Here is a 26,328-nt window from a genome sequence, read left to right as displayed (position 1 = left end):
GACACGGCGATCATTCTGAAGCGAGGCTTTAGTCGACACGACGGAGGCCAATCTCGACCATATTGTTACGGCCAGTTTCTAGCAACGTTCTCGATGTCTTATAGAATCTGAGCCGCCGGTTCCTCATCTCCAACGAGGCCTGATCTTGTGGCGGTATGTACGCGCTCTCCAGATTTGACACAAAGCATGCCAGTGTCGCGGCATAGTGATGGGCGAGATCGGGCGCCAACCACATTACCTCCAGCCGCGCATCATCGGCCCAGCCGAGCACATCTGATAACGACGGCGCACGATATATGGAGGAATCGGCAGTGACCGACCAAATTACCGCTTGACCGCCAGGCTTGAGCCAGTCTCGCAACTTGTGAAAGAACGCCGAACGTTCATCAAAGTTCTCCAAGGCGTTAATGCAAACGACTCGGTCTACTGTTCCGGTGTAGTCCTGCCAGCGCTGAACAACGATGTTCAGGTTAGGCGTTCGCGGCGCCCAGGCGGCATGCTCAGGGTCGACTGTTAGCCCCGTAACGTCTGCTCCCTGCGCTGCAATCCACTGTGCGAACGCTCCCCAAGAGCAGCCAACATCGAGGACCTTCATGCCTGGCTCAATTTCGAGAGCATCGGCCAGTCGCAAAGACTTCTGAACTTGCGCGACGTCCAGCGATGCCTTCGGATCTGCAAACCATCCGCTGCTGTGATGCATATCTTCATCGAGGTAGAGGCGCTGGAACTCTCGTAAAGACATTCTGTCTGACTCGAATGTGTTTGACACTGAACAGTTTCCTCCGGCCAGGTTTGCTTAAGGCTCGTTTTGGCAATCACGCAGACGGCTTTTCCTGAGGTGGTGCGTCGTAGGTCGTGGGTTGAATGGGCCCGTTCATGCGCTGCGTGCTGATACTGCCGCTAGAAGAACCTGCGGCGACTCACCGGTCGCATTGGCGAATTGCGATTAGACCACGATGATCAGTCGATAGCCGCTTCGCGAAGTGCCTCAATCACCTGGCGGAGGGAGGAGGCTGTGTCGAAAGTAGTACTCGTAAGTAACTCATCGGGGATAGAAACGGCGAATGCGTCTTCCAGCTCGATGAGCAGCCCTACAGTTCCCAGCGAATCCAACCCTAAGTCCGACAGGCGGTCGTCTGGGCTGAGTGGGGTCTCTGAGCCCAGCAAGGGCAGGTACGGGCGAATTATTGGCTCTAAGTCGATCTGTGAATTGGTCATGGCACGCTCCTTCTTGGATCTTCGCTATATGTATTCTGATTATATAACCGTGACATTGCGGTCCAACAGGCATAGGGCGCCAGTGGAAATTAGCAACCGGTCGTTCGAATAGTTGAGGCTGGCTGATCTCAAGTCGCGGAGGCGACGCTCGAGTGCGAGAGCGGAATCCTTGCGATACCCGAGGGATAGGCCGGCGAGTTGCAAGAGATTGTCGACAGACCGGTATGTTAGTTCAGAGGCTGCGATCTTCAACGTGTTCAGATGGATCTGCACGGGCGGGCTGTCAAGACTCCCGCCTCTGCGCTGGACTTCAAGAACCTCTTCGATCACGCGGTGGAGGTAGGCACCAACTAGTTCAAGGTCGATTCGGATTCTCGCCAGTCGCTCCCTGACTAAGTCCGATGAGATGTCGACACCTTTCGGGCGCTCAGGTGAGCGAAGCAGTTCGGCAAAGTCGGTCATGGCGGCTCGTGCTCCGCCCAACCAACACGAAGTCCAGGCGATGTGGCCGGTCGGAGCCATTGACTCGATGGCGATCATTCGGAAGTCCCCGGGCGCCCCGACCGTCTGAGACGCTGGAACCTCCCCGGAAATTAATACGCCAAGGCTCTCTGTGCCGCGCATACCAAGTGTGTCCCAATTGGTGGTCGGTTCAACTGCCAGTTGAGACCGATCCGCGTACACAAGGCTTACGCTCTGGTCTGGCGCGTCCTCGGAAGATCGCATCGTGATGAGGAATCCGTCGGAATGCATCGCGCCTGTCACGATAGGTGCTTGGCGACTGATCTGGAGGCGACCATCCTCAAGCCGGAGGGGGGACGATGAGGACATCAGTGTGCCACCACCGCTGGGCCCGGTAGTCACCGATCCCATATATATATGGCCAGCAGCGATTCGGGGTAGGACGCCTTCTGCAAGTTCAGCTGAGGCGTGATCGACGAGAACTTGGACCTGCTGGCAGTGCATCGCCCAGACCATTGCCGTGGACATGCAACCAGCGGCTAGAACTTGTGCAACAGCCGCGAGGGTGTCGAGGTCGCCTCCTAACCCTCCGTATTTCACTGGCACGAGCAGACCTAGCAAGCCGTTCTTCCGGAGAACTTGCAGGCTAGCGACTGGGAAGGCCGCGTCTCGGTCGGCATCTTCGGCGTTGGCGGCTAGGGCTCCAACGGACGCTCTCGCCAAAGCCAGCGGGTCAGACGACTCAGTGGTGCGCATGGTTCGGCTCCTTAGGCCCTGTTCCGTCGAGGGCAGCTCTGTAACGTTGCATCCGCGTCGCGGAGACAGTCTTTTCGCCATCTAATGCGATCTCTACCGGAACTGGTCGACTCAGAAACGCGGTTAGGCTCGCAGTAAGCCCGTACGCACCAGTGTTCGGAAACACCAATTTGTCGCCGGGCTTGACTGGCGGAAGTCTCACAGCGACTCCTAGCACGTCTGCCGGTGTGCAGAGTGGTCCTACCAAAGTCACCTCGTCGGATGTGCCGCCGTCGGACCTGGGAGAAGCACTCGGGCGTATTAGTCTGCCTAGGCCTGCCATGCCGCCGAGGTGGTTTATTCCTCCGTCGAGTAGAACGAATGTGCGTGACCCGGTGCGTTTCACGTCCATTACCGTGCAGATAAACTCTCCACTGTCTCCGACCAAGTATCGACCTGATTCAAAGGCGATCTGGGGTTGGCCTTGACGCCAGCCAGGCAAGTTGTCGTCGAGTGCAGTTTCCAGCTCAAGTTTAAGATCGTCATATACGGGCCGGCGTCCGGGGGTCGCATATGGAGCGGCAAACCCGCCCCCGAGGTCGACCAGCTCAAGTGGAATGTCCAGAATCTCGGCCGCGGCTTGCGCGCTCCGGATACTGCCGACGAGCGCGTCGCGCAAGCTACCTTCGTCTCGGGCGTTGCTGACGGGGAAGAGATGAAACCCTACGACCCGCGTTTGCGCGGTGGAGGCGAGGGCCTGGCGACCGCTCTTGAGGGCACCTAAGTCAATGCCGAATTGAGAGGCGGAACCGGTCATGCGTAGTCCGGTGGCTCCCGAAGGTTGACCGTTTATGCGGAGAAGGCACTCCACTTGGACCTCTGCTGTGGCCGCAGCTCGTCGCATTCTTAGGTAGTCCCGCTCGGATTCAATCGAGAAGCGTCGGACACCATTAGAGATTGCGTATCCGAGTTCCGCTTCAGTCTTAGCCGGACCAGTGTAGAGACACTCATTGGGCGAAGCCCCACTGGATACTGCAACATCCAGTTCCTCGGGAGAACTTATCTCGGCTCGGGCGCCGAGTTCGATCAGTTTCGCGACAACGTCAGGGTGAGGATTGGCCTTCAGTGAATAGTGGAGCAGAGACCGCTCCGGAAGTGCGAGAGAAAGGGCTGCCCAGGCCGCGGCAGCATTTTCGAGTTGGTAGACGTACAGGGGAGTCCCGAATCGCTCTGCGAGTAATTCTAGTTCACGGGACATCATGAGCGTACCTGTCTTTCTAGTTCCGATCGATCCACCTTGCCGTTGACGCTTGTCGGAAGAGAGCCAAACACTCGGCAGTGGCGAGGTACCTTCGCAGACTCTAGACGTTCCCGGAGGTGTCGAAGCACGACTTCGGGCGGGAGATCCGAAATCACGCAGAGCGTGGATTCGGCGTTGTCACGGGGCGGGAGTAGAATCGCCCTTCGAACCTCTGGGATGGTATTGGCCGCTTCTTCGATCTCAAGGACATTCGTTCGTACGCCTCGGGATTTAAACTGGTCGTCTTTGCGACCGCTTAGATAAATCTGGCCGTCATCGTCGAGGTAGCCCCAGTCCCCAGTGCTCAGGGATCTGTGGCCAGATGCGTGCTCCTGAAAGTTTTTCTGTGTGGGTACCGGCGCCTTCCAGTATCCGGCCATAACATGAGGCCCTGTGACGATGAGTTCGCCAACTGTAAAGGGAGGTAGTTTGGCCCCGGACGAATCCACCACGGCGACAGTGGTCCCGTCGAGGGGCCGACCGACGGAGCCTGGGTAGTTGAGGTCTCCGTCCGGTTCGCCGATCGAAACTCGCTTGCACTCCGTGAGCCCGTACATGAGTTGGACAGCGGCGCCAGGAAAGCGCTTCCGCAACTCGGCGATCCGCCCCGGCTCCAGCCGTTCACCTGTGTTGGTGAAGAGTCGGATGGTCTGGTCACCACTTCTCCGACGAGACAGCGCTAATAACATATCGGCAAGCCCGGGGACGAGCGGCACAACGGTGGCGCCTACAGCACTGATCTCAGCGAGCAGTCTTGCGTCCGCTTGAGGTGGGGGGAAGGCGACTGCCGCTCCAGCGTCAGCGCACAAGAAGATCTGATACAGGCCGTAGTCGAAAGACAAGGGCAGGCGTGTGAACACGATATCGTCAGCTCGATACTGGAGGCGCGCACCGATCGCGCTGACTGCATATGCCACCTGAGCGTGTCGGCAGAGGACCCCCTTGGGCTGAGATGTACTGCCGGAGGTGTAGATCAGCAGTGCGGCGTCGGAAGGGTCTACAACGGTTGATCGCGCCTGAGCTGCCGATTCTGGTAGCCGATCCCATATCTCGGCTGCAGACATAGTGACGGGTTCGAGTCCCGCCGACGACGACCGCGACGAGACGATGAGCGCTGCGTCGGCGTTAATGAGCTGATAAGTCCGCTCGGGGGTGGTGAGCTCAACGGAGATGGGCACGATCAGTGCTCCAGCAGCGAGTCCGCCGTGCAACATTGATACGAACCTGCGGTCAGGGACTGCATCGATCGCAATCCTGTCGCCACGCCGAATGCCGCGGTCTAGGAGCCACCGTGTGAACCGTCCCGCCTCGTGGGATAGCGCGGCGTAGGTGCAGGGGCCGTCATTGTCGTAGAGTGCGACAGCACTGGGGTCGCGGATCGCAGCGGCCTCGAGGAGGCTGCTAGCGAGAGTCGCAGAGCTTGTTGATGCACGTCCCGCATGGCCGGAGCCGGCGGCTGCAGCAACGTCCATCCGTAACCTGCCTTCATTTGGCCGCACAGGGTCGAACGCCAGTGTCCGGCAGAGACCCTACCAGCGTGCATAGCTGGTAGGCCGGGCTATCGCATCGCCGGCGCCCCGCACGCGCGCCACGTCGCGGCTGACGACGTGTTCGTGTGACCCAGGGCTCGGGCAAAGTCCGAGCGACAGGTGTCTTGTAGGGCTGTGGTCTGCGTCTTTACAGGTACATGGTCGGGTGCGGGCGTGCTCTGAGCAGGTTGGATCGGTAGTTCCTACACCTGTCGGTCCACACCTCGAGCACGCCCGCGCATGTCATCTTCGTCTATCGCTGCGCCCCGAGACCATGGTCGTCTCGCGTGAGGATCTCCTCCTCGATCTGCTGGGCAGGCTGCCCGACCCGCGGGACCGGCGCGAGCGGCGTCATACGGTCGTGGCGCTGGTGGCGGTCGCGGTCTGAGCGGTACTGACGGGCGCGAAGGGCTTCACGGCGATGGCCGAGTGGGCTCGGGACGCCAGCAACGCACGGCTCAGCAGGCTCGGCATGAGCAAGTCAGTCGCGGACGAGTCCAACTTCCGGCGGTTCTTCGCCCGCCTGGACACCGAGGTGCTGGACCAGTTGCTGGGTGCCTGGGCGATGACCCGGGCCGCCGTCGTGGACGGACGCCGCGTGTTCGCGATCGACGGGAAGTCGAGCCACGCGGGCCACCAAATTGATACTTGACACCGTCAAAAAATAGCTCGTATCCTCACCGGAGCCCGCAACTTCGAACCCGATCGACAACGGAGTCCTTCGCCGTGACTCATGCCCCTTCTGAGGCCGCGGTGGACATCGTCCATGGTGATCGCCGTGCCGCATGGGAGAACTTTTGGGAGAAGGAAGGTGTTTATGCGTATCGACGGTCTCGAGGTTTTGTCTGATGATGATTCACTGACTTGGGGGCAGTTGGATTTTCTTATTGCCGCACATCGAAATGACGAGAATCCACACCACATGATACTGCGTAAGTCGATCTCCCTGAAGGACGGGAGGCATGCCGAGCGGGTGTTGGATGCGATTGATAAACTGATTTGCCGTCATGACGCTCTTCGTGTAATCGTGGATATCGATGCAGGAAAAATTTGCGGTTGGGGAGTGTTCTCGCGAGCCGACTGGGTGAGTTACGTAGACGATGACAGTAAAGAGCGTCTCTTTCATCGGGCGGCGAGTGAGCTTCGTGTTGATCAAGGCCCTCCGCTGAGGTGCCTTATTGTCGGAAGCCCGCCAGATCGTTGTGAGATTTGGGTTTCACACTATGTCGCTGATGGAGCTGGTATGACCACTCTGCGAGGCGAAATTGATGATGTCTTACATGGTAGAAAGCTGCCTCCGGCCGTTCAATTGACGGATGTGCGGAAGTACGAGTCATCGGATCGGGGGCTTCAACAGGCGGATAGGAACGAGCGCTGGGCTACTAGCGTCTTGGCAAGTGCCGATTCGACTTGGTTGGTCAAGCCGGGTAATGGCACTCGCGTTGCGACGCGAGCGGTCGCGAGCGGTCGATCTACGTTCGTGAAAGCGAAGGCCATAGCCTCGAAGCTTCGTGTGCCCGTGGCAGCGGTCTTGCTTATGTCGCTCATTGTTGTGGCACACAAAGAGACATCGAGCACTGAAGGCATGGTTAAGAGTCTCTTCCGCAACTCCATCAGGGGTGCGGTGTGTATCGCACCAAGTACTTTCAATGCGTTCGTGCCCTTCGATATCGCAAGTGCTCGATCCGTCGAAGATCTCCTGCGGCTGGTTGCGTCACAGTCGCTAGGTGCTTACATGCATGCTCGATACCGCCCCGGCCAAATTGAAATACTTGAGAGTCACGTTGCTCAGGCTCTAGGTACTCCGTCGCTCGACGGTATGGTCTATATGAACTTCAGGCCGCCTAATGCCGCAGTATCGGATCCCGCGCCCGGCGTCGATGACACCCGAATCGTGATGGATTCGCTGGCGAAGTCGTTGCCATATCGCGTGCAGCTCGAGCTGTTTCCCAGCACTGATCGCGAGATGACAATCCGCGTACACGTGAATGGTCTACAGTTTTATGCCGACGCTGCGGAGTTTTTGTCGGCTTTTCGATCCTGTATCGAGCAGCTTGCTACGTTACCCCCAGCGTCCCGGTGGCAGGAGCTGCTAGGAAAGTGAACTGTCCTCGGTTTGACGCCAGAGCCACGGCAAAGCCGTGAGATAGGGCTGTGATCTGCGCACTTGCTGGTGGGACGAGTGGGTGCGGGCGTGTTCGGCCCGGTTGGATGGAAGTTCTTCCCACCACTCCTTGATTCGGGCCGACTCCACGGTCGTGACCCCCCGGGGCCTGCCCGGCATCGACATGGGCCCGCTTGACCCACAATCGCAAGCTCTCGACACCGACGTCCAACCGCTCGGCCACTGCCTTGACTGCCGCGTACTGCGACGGGTATTCCGACCGGTGCTCCAGCACCATGCGCACCGCACGGGCCTTCAACTCATCCGGTTAAATCTTCGATGTCGACACGATCAGGATCCCTTTAAGGGAGGAACTCTCCACGAAACCGAAGGCGGTTCAGACTCCTCACACAAACGAGACATGATCGAGAACCTACTTGCCTGGCAGTAACGTTTTGCTCTCGCATTGGTCCGCACTTCCTGAAGGAGCGCCACGCCAGTTCGCCTGTCATCTTGCTGGTGGTCAAGTGGCGTAGGAAATCAAAGATGGGTGTCCGGGCCGGCGAAGGCGAAGAAGTAGCGCAATGAGAGCGACAAAGAAGCGCAATCATCAACGGAAGGGCATTTCGTGTCCGCACCAATCGCAGCCGCAATTCGCAGGGATATCCCCGGACGATTCAATGAACTCGACATTCTGCGCCGGCATCGGGACCGTTATACCGCTGCCATGAAGGGTCACAACGTACCACCGCACGAGGTAATGATCCACGGGTCATCGGTTTGCAACCTCACCTGCGACTGGTGCATCGGAGACCACGTCCCCATGACATCGACGAACGGGTCTGGTCAGACGATCGTGATCAGCGCGGCCAAGACGGAGGAGACCATCCTTCCGGACGGCCTGCGCGACCCTGGGGCGATGGCACGGCTTGCCTCCCAAATCATCAACTTCAAGCGCGTCGTGCCCACTGACAATGGCGACCAGGTCTTCGGCATCGAAACCGTAAACTTCTCTGGGCTGATCGGCGAGCCCTTGGTCAATCGCGCGTCTCTCATTCCTGCCATCAAAATGCTTAATGATGCTGGTTTGCGCACCGGCATATTCACCAACGGCATCCTGATTGGTGACAAGGATCTTGAAGTCATGGCCCGAATGGGCTTCGTTCACGTCAGCATGGACGCAGCCACGGGGGACACATACGCGAAGCTCAAGTACTCCGGCAAGCCCCAAGGAGTACATCTCTTCAAGAAGGCACTGGAATCAATTCGCAGGCTCCGCGATGCCAAGGACGCGGCGGGCACCGACCTCCAGATATCCGTGGGCTTCATCGTCTACCCCGGGAACTTCGAAGAGGTCTACGAGTCCGCCCGCCAAGCGAAGGAGCGAGGCGCAATGACTTTCAAGATCAAGCGAGATATATCTTGCCTGCGTCTCCTTGATGCTCACCAGCGGAGCGTTTGTGCGCGCTTGATCGACCGAATCGAGGATGAGCTCGCAGACGAGACGTTCGAGGTGTTGAGAATCCACGACGTGGAAGCCGAAGCCACAACACGCCGACAGTTCGACTCATGTCGCATCACCAAACTGATGGCCTCGATCGGCTCGGACGGCAATATGTACCCCTGTAACTACCACCCTCGCCCAGGGGCAGCGCATTATGGGTCGGTCATCGAAGATAGCCTCGAAGAAGTCTGGGATGGCACTGCTCGCTCAAGCATGATGCCAACTCTTCCCCAGATATGCCCGCCGACCTGCGACCCTTTCAAAGGTCGGTCTAACACGCTCTTTCAGACGATCGAGATGCGCCGGAGTGAAGTGGGCGACATTCAAGTCGACGCTGAGATCGACGAGATCATCGAAAGCGGGGCATACCGAGTAAGACACATCACAGAGTGAGTTTCGGCGCCGCCGTCAGGACCGGGCCGAATCCATCAGGATCAGGCTAAAGCTGCACCGTGGTTTCGGCCCGGCCATCGAACTACATCTTGACACTGCGGCAGTCACTCTGCGCTCGTGATGACTGGTCATTTGGAATCGCCCTGAAAATTGGACACGACGCTCGACTCGAGAGCCCAGCTGCGGACTTCTTTGATCGTCGTTTCCCATCGGTGGATCCGGGCCGACCGTCCGTGGTTCTCCCACGCCAGACCCTGGCACAACCATTGACCGCATGCTTGTTGACACTTCTTACAGAAAAAAAGCCCGTGGGCCACACCGACAGGAGAGTGAGAGATGCGCATCCTCGGCATCGCCAATGACATGCACATTTCTTCCGCCGCGCTGATAGAAGACGGTAAGGTCGTCGCCGCCGCAGCCGAGGAGCGCTTTACCCGGATGAAGCACACCCGTGCATTTCCGGCTGGTGCGATCGACTACTGCCTGTCCACCGTCCCCGGGGGCATGGATGCTGTCGACCGGGTGGCAGTCAGCGCGAATCCGGCGATCGATCTCAGCGTTTACGACGGCCGCTACGCCGGACGCGCCCGTTGGTATCCGGAGGCTCTCTACTCAATTCCGAACAACCTCGCTGCTTTGACGAATGGGCCATACCAAGGACACACAACTCAGGTGCTCCAAACCGCTGACAAGCCACTACAAATCGATTATGTCTACCACCACGACGCTCATGCGGCCAATGCGTTCTTTCTCTCCCCCTTCGACTCCGCCGCGATCTTGACAGTCGACGGGCGGGGTGAGGACTGCACCGCCCTAAGTGCAATCGGGGAGGGGGGATCCTTCACGGCGATCGATACGATTCCATTCCCTCATTCGATTGGGCTGCTGTACGGCGCTGTCACTGAGTACCTGGGTTTCCGACTCGACCGCGATGAGTGGAAGGTCATGGGATTGGCAGCCTACGGTGATCCCGACTCTGCCGCCTATAAGGCTCTTCGCGATCTCGTTCACCTAAAAGACGGAAATGTCCGTATCGATCTCAATTACTTCGGATATTATCTCCGCCCATCGCGTGGGGCGGTCAGCGACTCATTCATCGACCAGTTCGGCCCCGCACGGCTGCCCCGTGAAGCCATCACGAGTCGGCACCATGACGTTGCAGCGGCTGTGCAGCACGTGCTCGAAGACGCGCTGCAGTATCTGCTCACAGACCTGCACCGGCAGACCGGAATGAAGCGAGCTGTCCTAGGCGGAGGGAGCTTCATGAACTCCGTCTTCAACGGCAAGATCACGTCGTCGACTCCCTTCGACGAGGTCTTCATCTCAAGTTGCCCCGACGACAGCGGTACGTCAGTCGGAGCCGCTCTCTACTCGCACTGTGTTCTGCAGGACGCGAAACGTGGTCCCGCGATGGCCCACAATTATTACGGTCCATCATTCGACCAGGCATCGATCGACGACGTGCTGTCGCGCGCCAAGCTGAGGGCACCTGCTGTGGAGGATCCTGCTGCTACTGCTGCGCGAGCGCTGGCCGAGGGACATATCGTCGGCTGGTTCCAAGGTCGTATGGAATTCGGTCAACGCGCGCTGGGTAACCGCTCGATCCTTGCGGACCCTCGAAGCGTGAGCGCGCGGGACCAGGTGAATGACGCGGTGAAGTTCCGCGAACCGTGGAGGCCTTTCGCGCCGGCGGTGCTCGCCGAGGACTTTTCCTCCTACTTCGGATCGGAGCCACCAGTGCCGTTCATGGAGCGAACGCTGCCCGTACTACCGACAGCGCGGAATTTGATCCCAGCCGCTGTTCACGTGGATGGCACAGCACGGCCGCAGACCGTTAGTGCGGACACGAATCCGCTCTTCTATCGGCTGATCAGTGCATTCCGTGATCTGACAGGTGTAGGCGCGGTCCTCAACACATCGTTCAACCTCGCCGAGGAGCCGATCGTGTGCGAGCCACAAGATGCCATCCGCACCTTCTACTCCTCGGGCCTTGACATGCTGGTAATGGGAAACCGAGTGCTCACCAAGTGACCGCGGTCTTGGTTGAGGAGGATCTGAGCGCCTGCTTGCGCCAATATGGTCTGCACGCGCGCCGAGCGGCACGGTCCCTGCCAGGCGGGCACGTTGGAAAGACCGTCGTAGTTCCGACCAATCAGGGGCTACTGGCCGTCAAGCAGTTCGGCCGGCGATTCGATGCCACGCGCGCCAGGCTCGCGGCTGAGGCACACCAGTTCGCGGCGATCGCCGGACTGGCCCCACCAGTGCGGCCGACCGCGACAGGCCAGTTGACTACGGTTATCGACGACGCCAGCTACATGATCACCGAGTACGTCGAGCCGGCCTGTCCACCCCAACCTCAGGGCTTCGCTGTCACGCTCGCCGCACTCCATAACCGACTCCAAGACTTCCGATCCGGCACTCACTGCGCGGACTTCCTCGAACTGTCCGATCCGCCCCCCCTCGCCTTGGAGCGGATACTGCAACAGACACAGGACCAAGAACACCGGGACGCCATCGCGTGGCGCCTGCAGGTCCTTGAGGATCACGGACTTGGATCACAGGCACTGGCGGCCACCGGCCGCAGTTGGATCCACGGCGACGCACGTCCAGAGAACCTTCTCACGACTTGCGTCGCCGGTCGGCAGCTGTTCATCGACTTCGACCAGGTCTCACGTTTCCCGCGGTCATACGAAGTTCTTCGGGGCTACGTAGCCTCCGTCGGTCTTCAGCTGCCCGCACATCTCTTGGAGACGACGTTCAGGTCCTACCTGAGTGCTTATCTCGCAGTTATGCCAATCTCGGCGGAGGACCGAGCAATCATGGTCGATTTGTACATCACCGTGCAGGCGGCCGAGACCCGGACTTTCACTACGCCTGAGGGCGAGGTCCGTGGCATGCGCGCCTTCGCCAGAAGCCGCCACGAGAAGTTGACTCGGATCGTCAAGTATCGCGACCTGCTGCGGAGGATCGCGGAGGAGGTACGGCCATGAACACTCTCGCGCTTCTCGGTGGACAGCCCCTGCGCGCCCGCCCCTTCCAGACATGGCCGCAATTTGACCAGGCGGAGCTCGACGCGCTAGCCGATGTCCTACACAGCCGCCGCTGGGGCGGCATCTATAACGGGTCACAGGGAGAGTCCTTCGAGACCGAGCTCGCTGCATATCTCCAAGTGCCCCACGCGTCCGTGGTATCGAGCGGCACCGCCGGCCTGATGATCGCCCTGAGAGCGGTCGGGGTGGGACCGGGCGACGAGGTCATCGTCCCCGCCATGACGTACGTAGCGACAGCCACAGCAGTCTCCCTCCTCGGCGGCACACCAGTCTTCGTCGATATTGACCCTGCGACCCTCACTATCAGCGGCTCGGCAGCAGAGGCAGCAATCAGCGAGAAGACGAAGGCTGTCATCGCAGTCCACTTGGGAGGACACCCTGCCGACATGGACCGCATGTGTGCCATCTCCAGGAGGTACGGACTTCCGATAATCGAGGACTGCGCCCAGTCTCTCGGAGCGGCTTGGAATAGCTGCCAGACCGGATCGCTGGGCAACATTGGAGTGTTCAGCTTTGCCAACACGAAGAACATCACCGCGGGTGAGGGCGGAGCAGTTGTCACCCACGACGATAAACTCGCAGCGCGCATAGCCTCTTTGCGCGATCACGGCCGACCTCCGGGTGGCGCCAACAACCACCCCCAACTCGGATGGAACTTGCGCCTGGGTGAATTCCAATCCGCCATCTTGCGTGTCCAGTTGGCGCGTCTGAAGGATCAACTTGCGGCGAAGGCGAGAGGCGCGGCGTACCTCGCCGCAGAACTGTCCAGCGTGCCCGGCTTGACGTCTATACCCATGCCCACCGATTTCGACCCACGGGTGACGGCGCACGGCTGGTTCTCTCTAGCCTTCACCTTCAATGGTGAGGCATTCCGCCGCGGTAACAACGACGGCCTTTCGGTCACAGCCTTCCGCGCTGCACTGCACGCAGAAGGCATACCCGTCCAGCGTCGCGACCTCATCGCCTGCCCTGATGAACCGATCTACGCCGATGCCAACAGCCGTGACTACTCCAGCTCACGAACAGCCTCGGCAGCCCAGGCGCGGGCGGCCTGCGCCAGCGTGGTCTTGCTCGGCCAGGCGACCGGATCCGGACTGCTGTTCGAGAAACCGGAGGAACTCGTCGATGTCGTCCGCGCGGTGGAGAAGATTCATGAGAATCAACACCTACTGCTGGACGAACCTTTCGCATCAACATTTTGAGTATCACTCGGGCGAACTGCTGACACTTTGTGCACTGACACTTTCCGGGCAAGCAGCTAATGACCCGGCCCGAAACCTGAGAGTTTTTCGCGCAATAATGGCCTCGTCCTACTGGCAATCAGTTCGCCGAGGCAGAACGGTTACCGAAGGGGCAATAATGCGAAAATCACCTGTGTCAAATCCGGACGATGTTTGGACGTTTCTCGAACTTGTCGCGGGCCACCCGCACGCATCCGAGCCGGGTGCAGCGGGCGAACTAATTGGCAGAGCGCATTTCGACCACGACCGTATGGTGGGGCTAGCGATGCGCCACGGCTTGTTACCTTCGGTGGCGAACTTTCTGCACGTGAACGGCCTAAGACGCTCCCTGCCAACAAGGCTTCGCAACCCAGTTCTCAACGCGCTTTACCACTCCCGTCACAGGTCGGCACTGTTAACGCTGGCTGCAGTCGAGATAAACGCCGCCCTATCTGCGCACAAGATTCCGGTGGTGTGGACGAAGGGTGTGGTGCTCCAGACATGGCTTTACCGCAATACGGGCACGCGGCTCTTTAATGACCTTGACATCATGGTCTTGCCGGAACACCGAGAGAGTGTTTCAGAGGTTCTGATGTCAGCTGGTTTCAAAGCTGGGCACCGGTTCGATCCGTCTAGTGCGACACTAGTTCCGGTCGATAGAAAGACGACTACGCTCTATCGGTTATCGCCGGACCACTTGGTACCATTTAACCGCCTAACCGGCGACGTTGCTGTCCCAGTGGTAGTGATAGATGTTGCCAACAGCCTGACATGGCATGGCAGCCCTTGGGACGTGCCGGTTCATCTTGTGCAAGAGCCTGCTGTTTTGGTTCCCGTGAGGGAAGGAGATTGCCTTCCTGCCATGGCACCTCCTCACTCCCTCCTGTTCCTCTGTCTTCATCTGTTCCGCGAGGGCTGGTTTGAAGGAACGATACGGCTAAAGGACATATCGCTGGCGCAGTTCGCCGACATCTCGCTGGCTTGGAGGCAACTTAGCGGCCCGGAACGGCAAGAATTGGGAAGACTGATCCATCACCATGGACTACAAGAGCCGCTAGCCTGGGCGACGGCACATACCGACTCGATATTCGGGGACATGATGACCGAAGAACTAGACCTTTCTGAGTACGCGACAGCAGATTGGCTTTCGAGTGCACGGGGTCGAGGGGAAGATGTCCTGCATTGGTCAGGGACTATGCGTGAACGCCTCCGCGCGAACGGACACCTGGTACTACAAGTATGAATCACAACGATTGGAGTACTAGTCCGATGAGGGCTCCGTTTCAAGTCTTAGTCGTCCCATATCGCCGTGCGTTTGACGCACTTGAGTTCCTAATCCTTCAACGCGCCGACTCCCACAAGTGGCAGTGGGTGGCAGGGGGCGGCGAAGATGACGAGACTCCGGTGCAAGCTGCACAGCGTGAGCTCGTGGAGGAGTTGAGTGCCACTTCTGCGGTGCGTCCTCTTGCGACCATATCTCCGGTCCCGGTGGTCAATATCACCGGCGAGTTGACGTGGGGTTATGAGCACCTCATTGTCATGGAACACGCATTCTGCGTGAATCTCGATGGGCAAGAGTTCACTTTGTCAAGCGAACACATATCGGCCCGCTGGGTCGGCCTTGAAAAGGCAGGTTCTATGCTCGAATTTGACTCAAATCGTACCGCCGCATGGGAAGTGAAGACACTGAGCGAAGGTGGACTACTCGCATGACGAGCAACGTGCAGGCGTTTGGGCGAGGAGATTGGACTCTTGAGATTGAGCTGTCGGGCGAGAGTGCCATGGCTCACCTGAGCGGGGTCCTTCATCCCCATTTCCAGCCTGTCGAGATGAGTTCGGAAAGAATTTCTCAATTCAGGCTCCGGGTTGGTGGGAGGCGCCCAAGTCGCAACTGGGCCTTTTGGGAGACCCCTGAATGGGCTGTCGCAATGAGAGGTCCCGCCGACCTCTGGATCGCCGATGGACCCAGTTACATTACGGCGCGGCTTGTGCGCGAGCTTCATCGCGTCGCATTATGGAGTGAGGGTCGGACCCTACAAATGCACGCGGGCGCAGTTTCCATAGAGGGTCGTGGTGCCGCACTAATCGCTGGGCACCGCACGGCAGGAAAGACCACCACCGCTTTGAGCCTTGTGGGCCGCGGAATGTCTTACATCGCCAACGATGACGCGATGGTCCAGTTCGTCGATGGCCGGGCTATAGTGCTCGGTTCAGCTCGTCGAGTCAATGTCAGGAAGGGGACACCGGATTACCTTCCTGGGCGGTGGCCCGGATTAGAGGCGATCTTGGAGACTGCTCCTCGAACAGATGGACGGGACGCCGCAACGATTGAAGTGTCGGCGCTGCAGGGTCTTGGCGTGGAGATCACCCCCCAGGCAGACGTCCAGGCAATCCTCCTTCCTGACCTTCACGAGGGAAGCGTCGGCTGGCACCGAGTCACTTCAGAATTGGAGCTTCGAAGTGCCGTGATCGATCAGGTCTGCGTTCCTCCCAGCGCGCTCAATGCTTTTTTGGTGCAGTTGGTGGAACGCCCGTCGATAGCGTCCACGCTATCTCTCGTTGAGAAGCTCTGTCAGATCCCCACATTCGTGCTCAAGGGAGACCTCTCGTCTGGCGTTGCTGACGCTCAGCTTGACGAACTTCTCGACGCCGCGTTGCCAGTAAAGGCTTGGTGCTAACGACGCGGTTGGCTCGGGCAGACAGCTAGGGGTCGATGGCCCGGCCCGATTCGACGACGTAGCTCTCGTCGGTTTTAACGGGCACAGGTCGCATGCCCATCGCGGGAGCCACGTGATTGTCGGTGTTGTTTCAGCTCGTGCCGAAACCGGACCGGCACGTTCGTTTGACACAGTCCAAGCCCGCTCGTTGACCACATGCGATCCTCGCCAGGTTCGCGCATCGCGTCGTGCGAGACCTTGGATCCCAGCAAGGCTCGATGCCGGTTTGCTCACGGAGTCAACGGCCGATTATTTGCTGGCAGTGCCTTTTCAAAGGGCATCGTTAGGGAATAGTTCTCAAACAGGACCAGTGATACCGCCTTCTAGACTCTGGACGGAGCCGCATGCCCCCGGTGATCTCTCCTCCTCCTCCGACGACGCGCGAGCTGTTCGCCGAACGCTGGCGCTTGCTTGGCCTGCTGCGACTCGCGGCGGGTGCTGCGGCCGCGCTCGCTGGGTGCCTGCTCCTCGTCGCCGTCACACCGAGCGTTCTCGCCCTAGCTCTCGGCTGGCTCGTCTCGGGCATCGAATCGATCGACGGCGAGACAGACTGGGGCACGCTGGCGCTCCCGCTCGCCGCCGTCTCGGCGATGTTCCTCCTCGAAGAGACTTTCTACGCGTTGTCGAGCCTCGCCCGCACCACGGCCGGGTCACGTATCGACCGGATGCTGCGCCGCGAGGTGCGGTCGCTGTCGCTGCGGCGCCTCTCTGTGTCCCAATTGGACGATCCCGCGATCGTCGACGACCTCGCCCGTACCTCGGACCTGGACCAGAAGTGGGTTCGTTCGGCCGGGTCGGGCGCGACCGGGCAGCTGCTCCTGCTGTTCCGGTTCGCCGCCGCCGGGTTCGCCACGATCCTCCTCGCCGTCGTCCTCTCGCCGTTGCTCGCCGTGCCGGTCCTGGTCGTCTGCCTGTTCAACCGCGCGCTGCTGCGCCGCCAGTGGATGCGCCTGGTCGCCGAAGGGGCTACGCGCGAGCGTTTCCAGCGCCGCGCTGACTACTGGACCGGCCTCAGCCGCAGCCCCGAGGCAGCCAAGGACCTGCGCATGTTCGGCCTCGGTCAGTGGCTCGTGGCCCGCCGTACCGCGGCATTCCTTGACTACGTTGCCCCGCTGCGGCCAGGCCGCCGGCGGGTCACGGTCGGGCAGTGGCCCATCGTTCTCATGACCGCCACCGTTGGCTGCCTCGTGCTCCTCGTCCCCGCCCTCGCGATGCGCGCCGGGACGATCGACGCCTCCGAGCTCGTCACCTGCTTCTTCGCCGGCTGGGGTATCTTCGGGATCCTCTTCATGGGACACGAGGCCTTCGACATCGAGCACGGCAGCGGGTCGCTCAAGGCCTTACAACGGCTCCGGGCCGCCGCTTCGGCGGTCCAGCCCGCAGCGACCGAATCGGTCCGCTTCGATACTGCCGTCCGCTGCGAAGGCGTCGCCTTCGCCTACCCCGGCACCGACCGGCCCGTCATCTCCGGGCTCGACCTTGAGATCAAGGCAGGCGAGGTGATCGGGCTAGTCGGCCGCAACGGCGTCGGCAAGACCACACTCATCCGGCTTCTCGCCCGCCTCTACGCACCCGACGCAGGGCGCATCACCGTCGACGGCACCGACCTCGCGGGCCTGCCCGAGGCGGCTTGGCACCGCCGGGTCTCCGTGGTGTTCCAGGACTTCGGCCGGTTCCCCGCCAGCGTCGCGGACAACATCGCCATCGGCGCGGTCGAGCACGCCGCCGACCGGGCGGGCCTTCTCGAAGCCGCGCGCACGGCGGGCATCGACCGCTGGCTCGACGACCTCCCCGACGGCATAGATACCCTGCTCGGGCGCGAGTTCGAGGACGGCACCGACCTCTCCGGAGGCCAATGGCAGGGCATCGCCATCGCGCGCGGCCTCTTCGCCGCCCGGCACGGGCGCGACCTCCTCATCTTCGACGAGCCCACCGCGCACCTCGACGCCCAGGCCGAAGCGGCCTTCTTCGACCGTGTCACCTCCGCGATCGACGACGCCGCCATCGTCCTCATCTCGCACCGACTCGGCACCATCCGCAACGCCGACCGCATCGTCATGCTCGGCCCCGACGGCGTCATCGAGCAAGGCAGTCACGACCATCTCATGGCCGACGGTGGCGAATACGCGCGCCTGTTCTCCCTCCAAGCCTCCCGGTTCACCGACCTCGAGCCCGATGTCGTTTCCGGCCCCGACTCCGACACCCGAAAGGCGACGGCATGAACGCGCTGCTACAGCTCGCCCGCCACACCGTCGCCCTCGCCTGGCGCTCCGACCGCCGCGCTACGATCGCGCTCGGCACGCTCGTCGTCCTTGAAGCGATCGCCGCCGTCGGATTCGCCTTGTCGCAGCGCTGGATCGTCGACAACGCCGGCGCCGGCGCCGTCGTCGCCCTTGTCCTCGCCGCGGCTCTCGGCGGCCTCGCGGCCGCTGTCAACGCCGCGGGCAACCGCATCGTGAACCTCCTACAGGAGAACCTCGCCGAACGCGTCGACCTCACCCTCAACGAAGAGGTCATCGGCATCAGCACGGGCCTGTCCACCCTCGAACACCTCGAACGCCCCGAGTTCCACGACCGTGTCTCTCTGCTCGGCAAGAGCACGTACGAGCTCGCACTCTCCGGGATCGGCCTCGCCCGCACCGTTGCCGCCGGCGTGAGCGTCGTCCTCAGCGTGATCCTCCTGTCCGGCATCCACATCGCCCTAGGCCTGCTGGTGCTGCTTGCGTTCCCTCCGATCTGGACGAGCATGATCGCGCAACGTCACCGCGAAGCGGCCCGCGGCCGCGCCGCGGCAGACGAGCGACGCGACGAGCGCCTGCACCGGCTCGCGGTCGAGCCCGAGAGCGCTCAGCAGATCCGTGTCATGGCCGCGGCGGACGCCGTCGACGCCTGGGCCGACGAGGCCCGTGCCCGCCACCTGCGCGTCCGCGACCGAGGACTCTTGGCAGCCACCGGCTGGGAGCTCATCGGCTGGGCTACCTACACGCTCGGTTTTGCCGCGACCATCGCGCTCGCGATCTCCATGGTCGGCACCGGCGCGGCGACGCTCGGCAGCTTCGTTCTCGCGGTGACCCTTGCGACGCGGTTGCGCGGCGAGGTGCGCCGGGCGGTCGAGTCGATCAAGCAGGTCGCGCGGGCCGCCACCCCCGCGGGGCACTACATGTGGCTCAAGGACTACGCCCAGCGCGAGAGGGCCGCGGCCGGCTCCGACCCGGTGTCTGGTCCGGTCGGCCGGATCGAGCTTCGCGGTGCGGGCTTCACCTACCCCGGTGCGGCCGCACCGGTCCTGCGCGGCATAGACCTGACGCTGGAGTCCGGGCAGACCGTTGCCCTCGTTGGCCTCAACGGGGCGGGCAAGACCACGCTCGTCAAGTTGCTCACCGGCATGTATGCGCCGACCGAAGGCGACGTGCTGCTCGACGGGCGCCCGCTCGCGGACTTCGACGCGGCCTCGTGGCGGCTGCGCACCACCGGCGCGTTCCAGGACTCGTTCCGGCTCAGGACCACCGTGTCCGAAGCCGTCGGTGTGGGCGATCTCGACAACGCGGGCGACGCCGAGCGGATCCGGCTCGCGATCGAGACGACGGGCCTACACACATTCGTCGACCGGCTCCCGGAAGGAACCGAGACGCTCCTCGACCGGTCGATGGGCGGGCACGAGCTCTCGGGTGGGCAGTGGCAGCGCCTCGCGCTGGCCCGGGCGCACATGCGGACGGACTCGAACCTGCAGGTGCTCGACGAGCCGACCGCGGCGCTGGACCCGCAGGCCGAGCACGAGGTGCACGAGCTGTACGCCGAGCGGACCGCGGACACCGCCGGGCAGATCACCCTCCTGGTATCCCACCGGTTCTCGACCGTGCGCATGGCCGACCTTATCGTGGTGCTCGACGACGGCGCGATCGTCGAGCGCGGCACGCACCGGAACCTCATGGACTCCGGCCGCGCGTACGCGGCGCTGTACGAGAGCCAGGCGAACCAGTACCGCTGAGTTAACGTCGTCCGGGAGCCGTCGTCATGAGACCGAGGGACGAAGGGCAGTCCACCACGCAGCGGCTCGCAGGATAACTTCTCACTTCCGACATGCGCGATACATTGGCACCCGTGTGGTTTACTAGGAATCGTTGAGACAATGCTCGGTGCAGCCTCGTGAATGAACGAGATTGAGGGAATATGCAGATCTACTCAGCCGCTCCACCTTCGGTAAGTACAGTTGGAGTCAACCATTTAGAACGACTCACCGAGGTCGCGCTGAAATGCGAGGAGGCTGGCTGGGATGGCGTGCTCGTGCCGCACAATCTGCACGAGGTCGATCCATGGTTGGTGGCCGGACAGTTGGGCTCGTTGACTGAGCGACTCATCCCGCTCGTCGCCGTTCAGCCTTCGTCACTTCCCCCTCATACTGCTGCGGCGATCGCCGCCGCCTTCGCGAGCCTCTACGGGCGTCCACTTTACTTTAATCTCGTGGCCGGCGCAGGGGAAGAGGAACTCAGGTCTACAGGCGATCACTTGGAGCACAACAAAAGATACGAGCGGTTGCTGGAATACGGGCGTATCCTCCGCGCATTGCTGCGCGGCGAACAATTAAACCACCGAAGCGAGTACTACCGATATGAAGGCTTTCGGTTATCTCCACGACCCGCCGCCCTGTCTGACTGCAAGTTCTTCGTCGCTGGATCTTCGCCTGCAGGGCTTAAGGTCGCTTTAGAAATCGCAGATGTGGTGGTCACACATCCGGGCCCGATCGATGAGTGGCGGAGCACGTTCCTGGAGCCACTCCTCGCCCAGGGCTACTCGGGAGAACTCGGAATCAGGATCGGCATCCTCGCGCGATCCGAACGCGATGAAGCGTGGAATACGGCCCTCGAGCGCTTTCCGCCAACCAGGAAAGGAGCGATCAAGACGGCCTTGAAGACACGGTCGTCGAACATGTGGGCACAACAACTCGCGAGCCGTGCGCTCTCCGAGGATGGCTCTCAGGACGATGTGTACTGGTTGGGTGCTTTCAAGACCGGTCGGATAAGCGCGCCGTACTTTGTGGGAGCCCACGAGGATGTGGGAGCCCGGCTTGGAGAGTACGTCCAGAACGGCGTCAGCCATATCATTCTGAGCGACACAATGAGCGCCGGCGAGCATGTGGACATCAACACTGCTCTCCGGCATGCCGACGCCCTCAATGCAGGGCCTCCACGCTCCGGCATCGAGCCAGGCAGTGCCACTGGTACACAATTCTGACCCGGCCGATCGGTCCGCGGCTCTGTTCAAGTTCGCACGACGAGTGGAGAAGGCGGCATGCGCGGGCGCGCTACAGATGCGAACCAGCCGGTGTAAAGACCTGTTCCGCCCCCGATCAAAGGCGCCTGCAAATCGCTGCTGTCCGCCCATGAAGGTGCAGCCCGCAGAGCCACGCCACGCATCTCGGCCGTGAACTGCCGAGGCCTACTCTCGTTCGGCTCCGAGTGCGGGAGAAAGCGTAGCAAATTGCCGGCCGACGTAGAGCAGGGGCGGAGCGTCCCTGCCCGTGTAGATTTCATCCGCCTCTGCGACAAACAGCATGCTTGACCCCACCTGCATGGAATCTACTAGGTGAGCAATTGCTCCTGCTCGTGATCCAGACATCATCGGTACCCCCGAGTCGTGGAACACAATGCCATCAGGGATCGGGGGGCCGCCTCGCTCAGGCTCCGCGAATCTCGCCGCAACGTCCGCTTGGTCGGCGGCAGGAAACGCCACAGAGAACACCGGAGCCGCACGAAGGGAAGCCAGGCGTCGGGATTCTGTCGCAACGGAGAATACAAATAGGGGTGGATTAGCTGACGCCGAAGCCACAGAGGTCAGTGTAAGCCCTCGCACCCGTGGGCTATCCCACCATAGTGCAAGTGATACGCCCGATGCGTGTAGTGCAAAAGCATCCTTGAATTGCTCCGGTGTAGCCGACAAGCGTTATCCTTCGCTTGGAGATCAGAGCGCACTAGCTGCTTTCAACCGCGGCCAATCGACTTCAAGAGACATGCCTCCTGGGCATAATATACCAGACCGGATATTTGGGATGTCGCTCTGAACCTTGAGAGTCCCCACAGGGCTCCGGCGTAGTCCGAGCTATAGGTGTCTTGTAGGGCTTTGGTCTGCGTCTTCGTTGGCGCACCAGGTGGACGATTGCGCTGGCTGCAGCTTCCGTGGTGCCGATCGGACTGGTGATCGTCCACGCCGCTGACGTGCCCCGGCGCCGGATTGCTGCGCGGAAGGGCTGCGTTGTGGCGCCGACTGGATCCCTGCAGCCATCCTGGCCGTGCGTGTGCGCCTGGTTGGACGACAGTGACGGGTCAAGGGACGGGCGGGGCGTGGCTTCGGACTGTCGCGTCGCTAGCTGGTGCTTGCACCCGCGTGGGAATCTGTGCCCATGATCCAGCACACGAACCTCGAATGCCCGTGGGATGCCCACGAGCGTACTTTCGGGGGGCGCGTCGGTGGAGGTCAGGGCAACTTCCACGGTTTATGCCGTGATAGCGGGGGAGCGGCGACCGCTCTGACCGACTCAGGTGTGGGGTGTTGACCGGCACCGTCCGCGCTGGTTGCCCTTGAAGTTCTCCCTTGGGTTCAGGATTGGTCTCCAAGTAGCGTGCGGAGGTGGTTCTTCGCGCGCTCGGCGAGCGCCTTGTAGTCGCCGTGGCGCGCACGGTCCAGGATTCGTGCGATCGCGAACAGCTGTGAGCGTTGGCCGTCTGTCGTGTCGAGGACGTCGGCGAACTGTTCGTGGACCTGCCGAGCGGTCTCGGGGATGAGCAGGCTGTGGCAGTAGAGGGTGGCGGCGTCGTAGCCGGCGGGGGCGATGCCCCAGCCTTCCCAGTCGAGGATGGCGAGGTCTGGCGCGGTGAGGTCGGCCCAGTGCAGGTCGTTGTGGGCGGTGACCCACCGCTCGACCGTGGCGTCGACCCGGTCGCCGAAATGGCGGTGGAGTCGTCGCTTCACGGCGTCTTGGGTGTAGGCGACGCGTTCTGTCGGGACGGTGGCGAGCACGTCGAGCGATGTCTGGAGGCGGGCGAGCCAGTCGGGGCTAACGTCGGGCGCCACGGAGGGCGCAGGATCGGATGACGTGATCTGGTCTGTGACCAGGGTCATGACTTCGGTACGAAACCACCGGTCGGACGTTCGATCCTCGATCCAGGCAAGGACGGTTGGCTTGGGGACACCGGCGATGGTGTTCGCGTCGAGGTTGCCGGTCCAGAAACTGCCGTTAGTGATCCACAGCGGGTCCTCGCCTACGGTGCGCACCCAGACCGGTTCGCCGTCAAGGGGTGCCCGCTCCCGCCGGCCCGGTATTGCCGCCCACGCTGGTACCGCCCGACGCGGGCGTGGCCCTGCCGCCGCCGCCCGCACCGTCAGCGGCACCGCCACCGCCGCTGCCGCCGCCGGAGTCCAGAACCTTGGCCGGGTTCGGGCGGGGCCATCCGCCGGGCAGGTAGGGGACGGGGCGGTTGAGGGCTTCCTTGGCGTCGGTCTCGGTGGTCATCGTCTGGTAGAGGTCGAAGCCGAGGAAGTTGAGGAACTTGTACGTCAGGTACGGCGCGAAGGCGCCGATGACCAGGAGCACGATCCCCGTGAGGGGTTCGGCCACGGAGGCGATGTCGACCTGGATGGGGGCGGACGTCTGCTCGGTCGCGATCAGGAAGATCACTACCAGCACCAGCTTGGACACGATGAGCGCGATCGTGAACGTGGCCCACTTGGTGACCCATCCGCGGGTCGCGTCCCATGACGCTCCGGCCAAGGCCAGTGGTGCGAGGGCGATGGCGATCAGGATGAGGGCGGAGCGGACCAGCAGGCTGATCCAGACCGTGAACGCCCCGGTGAACGCCAGCCCGGCCAGGAACACCGCGAACAGCGGCCCGACGCCGACCACTGTGGTCGAGATCGAGATTCCGGTGATCATGGCGATGAGGCGGTCGCCGACCTGCTCCATGGTGCCGGCCGCTTGGACGAGGCCGTGGCAGAGCTGGTCGGTGATCTCCAGCAACGCAGCGGTCAGCGTGACGACGAGGAACGAGCCCAGGATCGACTTGCCGAGCCCGAGGACGCCGCGCCCGAGGGCGCTGGGGTCGCGGCGGACCATGCCGGTGATGACCTAGAGCAGGAAGAACAGCAGCATGCCTGCCGGCTACACGAGAGGTCTGAGTGGGCCGCCTGAGCGAAGCCCGGTGCGCCGTCGGACGAGCCGTCCTTCGGCAGCGCACTCGACCTTGGCAAGCTGGGTATGCAGGTTGGATCGGCTGCCGCCGAGTGTTTGGGTTGCCTGGTTGCTGCCGGGCCGGTTGACGAGGTGACGAAGTGCGGCGCTCAACAGCCGCGTCGTGCCAGGTGGCCCACTCGGCCTTGCGGTGTACGGTGCGCCTGATTCCTCTCGGACCGCCTCGATTCGGACCGATGCCACAACGCGTTCGGGTCCTCCGGCTAAGGCGGCGACTGTCACATGCGGTCATCTCCGCACGGATCTGCTCCACCGACTGTCCTTACCCTGGACGCCGTCCGCTCTCGTAAGCGGACGTGTCTTCTCCACCAGCACCAGCTGGACCGCCGCCGGCATTCCTTCCGCCCGGGTGCGGCTGGGCAACGACGACCATGCCAACACGGCGACGACAGCGGCACGGGGACCTGCCCTAGAGCGGGTGATATACCGGTCAAATCGTTGCTAAGGGCATCCACCCGATCTAACGTTGCACCCGCTCCAGTGAAGGACTGGTAGCACATGTGGTATGTCGCATGGTGGCTGATTTGGGATGGGGAGTCATGAGGCGCAGGCCTTTGATTGCCGCCGCTGTCGCGGCGGTCGTGGTTGTTAGTAGTGCGGTAGCAGCGAGCGCGTCAGATCGCACAACCTCGGGCTTCGGTGCAGGTCGGCAGGAAGCTGTTTTCGTCGTGTCGGGCCAACGCCTCGTGCCAGCGAGCGCAGAGGCCACGCGCCCATCTGTGCGTTCGACCACTGAACCGCTCGTGGAAAAGCGCGTGGTCACGTTCGGAGTCGGTGATGATGGCGCGGTCTTGGACAAGCGGATCGACCTGGTCCGGTCCAAGCCCGCTCCGAACGACGAGGGCAGGACCGAGTTCGCCACATACTCGGCGACCGACTCAGGCGAGGTAGAGCTCCGATGGTGGGATCCGTCGGACGGTCGGATCCTCTGGACGGTGACGCGCGACGATGCTGTCGTTGGGCGCGTCCACGGAGATACGTTTAGCGACCTTCGGCCGGCACCTGCGAGCGATGCCACGTATCGAATCGAGGGCGAGCGCACTGTGGAGGTCGATGGCCGTCAAGCACAGGAGCCGTACCTTACTGTGCTAGAAGTCCCGGGGATCGACGCAAGTGCGCTCGGGATGCCAATCGACGACGCTGCGATTCTGTCCAGCGCCAAAAACACAGACGTGATCGCTTCCCGCGCGGCGGCGAACTGGCAAATGGTCCAGCAGATCAATACGTTCATCCCCACAGAAAGGGCCGAGCTTCCCTTCGATCTGCAGCCCTGCATCGAGGCCTATGGTGGCGAGGGCGGCGTGGGCTATTACGCGGGTGATGACCGGGGATTCGCGAGCCCCAGTGTCGCCCGGCCAAGCGTCCGCACTGCCATCGAGTCAATCAAGGAATTTGACCCGCTTGGCAACAGGGTTGGTGACTCTCTCAGCACGCGGACTTCCGGGACCCGGCTGTACGAGAGCAATGGCGACCTACTGGCGTTCGCGAACGCAGATCTTTCCGAAATCATCAACTTGGGCGGATCGGGTGACAACACCGGCGGGATCGGAACCTGGTCACATCACGTCGCGGACCCGCTCTGCAGCATCTCGCCAGCGATTGACTACACCCTCTCATTCGGAGGATTCAGCGATGGCTTCGTGCACCTGTCCGGTGACCATGACCAGGCGCCGTCATACGAGTGGCGTGTGAAGACGTTTAGCAGCTTCATGAATCTCTACGAGTTCGAGAATCGTGGACTCGAGTACTTGCTCCCCACGTTCCCGAACGCGCATGTGGACATCACCCTGTCGGTTGGCACCCCCTAAGGCTTCACGCCTCGGAAGCCAGGCCCGACGCAGCCTCGAACGAGGC

Annotated in this window: 21 protein-coding genes; 13 read left to right on the top strand and 8 right to left on the bottom strand. The window is 61.7% G+C overall.

Annotation, left to right across the window (positions count from 1 at the left end; all coding sequences use genetic code 11):
• Positions 1-28 precede the first annotated feature (28 nt).
• The 5 genes from ACFU5G_RS04900 to ACFU5G_RS04880 form a co-directional block, all read right to left on the bottom strand.
• Positions 29-769 (bottom strand): SAM-dependent methyltransferase, encoded by a 741-nt coding sequence (locus ACFU5G_RS04900; protein ID WP_377241352.1) that lies wholly within the window; start codon positions 767-769, stop codon positions 29-31.
• A 191-nt stretch (positions 770-960) separates the two neighbouring features.
• Positions 961-1,218, bottom strand: a complete 258-nt coding sequence (locus ACFU5G_RS04895; protein WP_377241350.1) for a phosphopantetheine-binding protein — start codon at positions 1,216-1,218, stop codon at positions 961-963.
• Between the two features lie 39 nt (positions 1,219-1,257).
• Positions 1,258-2,436 (bottom strand): acyl-CoA dehydrogenase family protein, encoded by a 1,179-nt coding sequence (locus ACFU5G_RS04890; RefSeq protein ID WP_377241348.1) that lies wholly within the window; start codon positions 2,434-2,436, stop codon positions 1,258-1,260.
• Complete coding sequence (locus ACFU5G_RS04885) at positions 2,423-3,673, bottom strand: type III PLP-dependent enzyme (RefSeq protein ID WP_377241346.1); 1,251 nt, start codon at positions 3,671-3,673, stop codon at positions 2,423-2,425. The genes ACFU5G_RS04890 and ACFU5G_RS04885 overlap by 14 nt, the downstream gene beginning before the upstream one ends.
• Entirely contained in the window at positions 3,673-5,187 is a 1,515-nt protein-coding gene (locus ACFU5G_RS04880) for a class I adenylate-forming enzyme family protein (RefSeq protein WP_377241344.1), read from the bottom strand. Before ACFU5G_RS04880 ends, ACFU5G_RS04885 begins: the two co-directional genes overlap by 1 nt.
• 451 nt (positions 5,188-5,638) lie before the next feature.
• Between ACFU5G_RS04880 and ACFU5G_RS04875 the strand changes: the two genes are divergently transcribed.
• From ACFU5G_RS04875 to ACFU5G_RS04820, 12 genes are all read left to right on the top strand, one after another.
• Positions 5,639-5,896 carry a transposase family protein gene (locus tag ACFU5G_RS04875; protein ID WP_377241419.1) on the top strand — a complete coding sequence of 86 codons (258 nt, stop codon included), beginning with the start codon at positions 5,639-5,641 and terminating at the stop codon, positions 5,894-5,896.
• A gap of 114 nt (positions 5,897-6,010) precedes the next feature.
• Positions 6,011-7,348, top strand: coding sequence for a condensation domain-containing protein (locus tag ACFU5G_RS04870; RefSeq protein ID WP_377241342.1), 1,338 nt, complete (start codon positions 6,011-6,013; stop codon positions 7,346-7,348).
• Between the two features lie 628 nt (positions 7,349-7,976).
• Complete coding sequence (locus tag ACFU5G_RS04865) at positions 7,977-9,245, top strand: radical SAM protein (RefSeq protein ID WP_377241340.1); 1,269 nt, start codon at positions 7,977-7,979, stop codon at positions 9,243-9,245.
• 336 nt (positions 9,246-9,581) lie between these two features.
• Positions 9,582-11,276: a carbamoyltransferase gene (locus ACFU5G_RS04860; RefSeq protein ID WP_377241338.1), complete on the top strand. Its 1,695-nt coding sequence runs from the start codon at positions 9,582-9,584 to the stop codon at positions 11,274-11,276.
• Positions 11,273-12,235: a phosphotransferase gene (locus ACFU5G_RS04855; RefSeq protein ID WP_377241336.1), complete on the top strand. Its 963-nt coding sequence runs from the start codon at positions 11,273-11,275 to the stop codon at positions 12,233-12,235. Before ACFU5G_RS04860 ends, ACFU5G_RS04855 begins: the two co-directional genes overlap by 4 nt.
• Positions 12,232-13,497, top strand: a complete 1,266-nt coding sequence (locus tag ACFU5G_RS04850; RefSeq protein WP_377241334.1) for a DegT/DnrJ/EryC1/StrS family aminotransferase — start codon at positions 12,232-12,234, stop codon at positions 13,495-13,497. Before ACFU5G_RS04855 ends, ACFU5G_RS04850 begins: the two co-directional genes overlap by 4 nt.
• Entirely contained in the window at positions 13,448-14,758 is a 1,311-nt protein-coding gene (locus ACFU5G_RS04845; RefSeq protein WP_377241332.1) for a nucleotidyltransferase family protein, read from the top strand. The genes ACFU5G_RS04850 and ACFU5G_RS04845 overlap by 50 nt, the downstream gene beginning before the upstream one ends.
• Positions 14,755-15,228, top strand: coding sequence for an NUDIX pyrophosphatase (locus ACFU5G_RS04840; RefSeq protein ID WP_377241330.1), 474 nt, complete (start codon positions 14,755-14,757; stop codon positions 15,226-15,228). Before ACFU5G_RS04845 ends, ACFU5G_RS04840 begins: the two co-directional genes overlap by 4 nt.
• A 458-nt stretch (positions 15,229-15,686) precedes the next feature.
• Positions 15,687-16,193 (top strand): hypothetical protein, encoded by a 507-nt coding sequence (locus tag ACFU5G_RS04835; protein ID WP_377241328.1) that lies wholly within the window; start codon positions 15,687-15,689, stop codon positions 16,191-16,193.
• A gap of 383 nt (positions 16,194-16,576) precedes the next feature.
• Positions 16,577-18,454, top strand: a complete 1,878-nt coding sequence (locus tag ACFU5G_RS04830; protein ID WP_377241326.1) for an ABC transporter ATP-binding protein — start codon at positions 16,577-16,579, stop codon at positions 18,452-18,454.
• Positions 18,451-20,220, top strand: coding sequence for an ABC transporter ATP-binding protein (locus ACFU5G_RS04825; RefSeq protein WP_377241324.1), 1,770 nt, complete (start codon positions 18,451-18,453; stop codon positions 20,218-20,220). Before ACFU5G_RS04830 ends, ACFU5G_RS04825 begins: the two co-directional genes overlap by 4 nt.
• 182 nt (positions 20,221-20,402) lie before the next feature.
• Positions 20,403-21,464 (top strand): LLM class flavin-dependent oxidoreductase, encoded by a 1,062-nt coding sequence (locus ACFU5G_RS04820; protein WP_377241322.1) that lies wholly within the window; start codon positions 20,403-20,405, stop codon positions 21,462-21,464.
• A gap of 204 nt (positions 21,465-21,668) precedes the next feature.
• Here ACFU5G_RS04820 and ACFU5G_RS04815 read toward each other — a convergent pair whose 3' ends face one another.
• From ACFU5G_RS04815 to ACFU5G_RS04805, 3 genes are all read right to left on the bottom strand, one after another.
• Complete coding sequence (locus tag ACFU5G_RS04815; RefSeq protein WP_377241417.1) at positions 21,669-22,082, bottom strand: flavin reductase family protein; 414 nt, start codon at positions 22,080-22,082, stop codon at positions 21,669-21,671.
• Between the two features lie 744 nt (positions 22,083-22,826).
• Positions 22,827-23,501, bottom strand: coding sequence for a hypothetical protein (locus ACFU5G_RS04810; protein ID WP_377241320.1), 675 nt, complete (start codon positions 23,499-23,501; stop codon positions 22,827-22,829).
• A gap of 16 nt (positions 23,502-23,517) precedes the next feature.
• Positions 23,518-24,339 (bottom strand): hypothetical protein, encoded by an 822-nt coding sequence (locus tag ACFU5G_RS04805; protein ID WP_377241318.1) that lies wholly within the window; start codon positions 24,337-24,339, stop codon positions 23,518-23,520.
• A 674-nt stretch (positions 24,340-25,013) separates the two neighbouring features.
• Here ACFU5G_RS04805 and ACFU5G_RS04800 point away from each other — a divergent pair.
• Positions 25,014-26,282, top strand: a complete 1,269-nt coding sequence (locus ACFU5G_RS04800) for a DUF3238 domain-containing protein (RefSeq protein WP_377241316.1) — start codon at positions 25,014-25,016, stop codon at positions 26,280-26,282.
• Positions 26,283-26,328 lie beyond the last annotated feature (46 nt).

Source organism: Promicromonospora sp. NPDC057488, from assembly GCF_042802395.1.
Lineage (GTDB): Bacteria > Actinomycetota > Actinomycetes > Actinomycetales > Cellulomonadaceae > Promicromonospora.
This window is presented reverse-complemented; position numbering and strand designations above follow the sequence as displayed.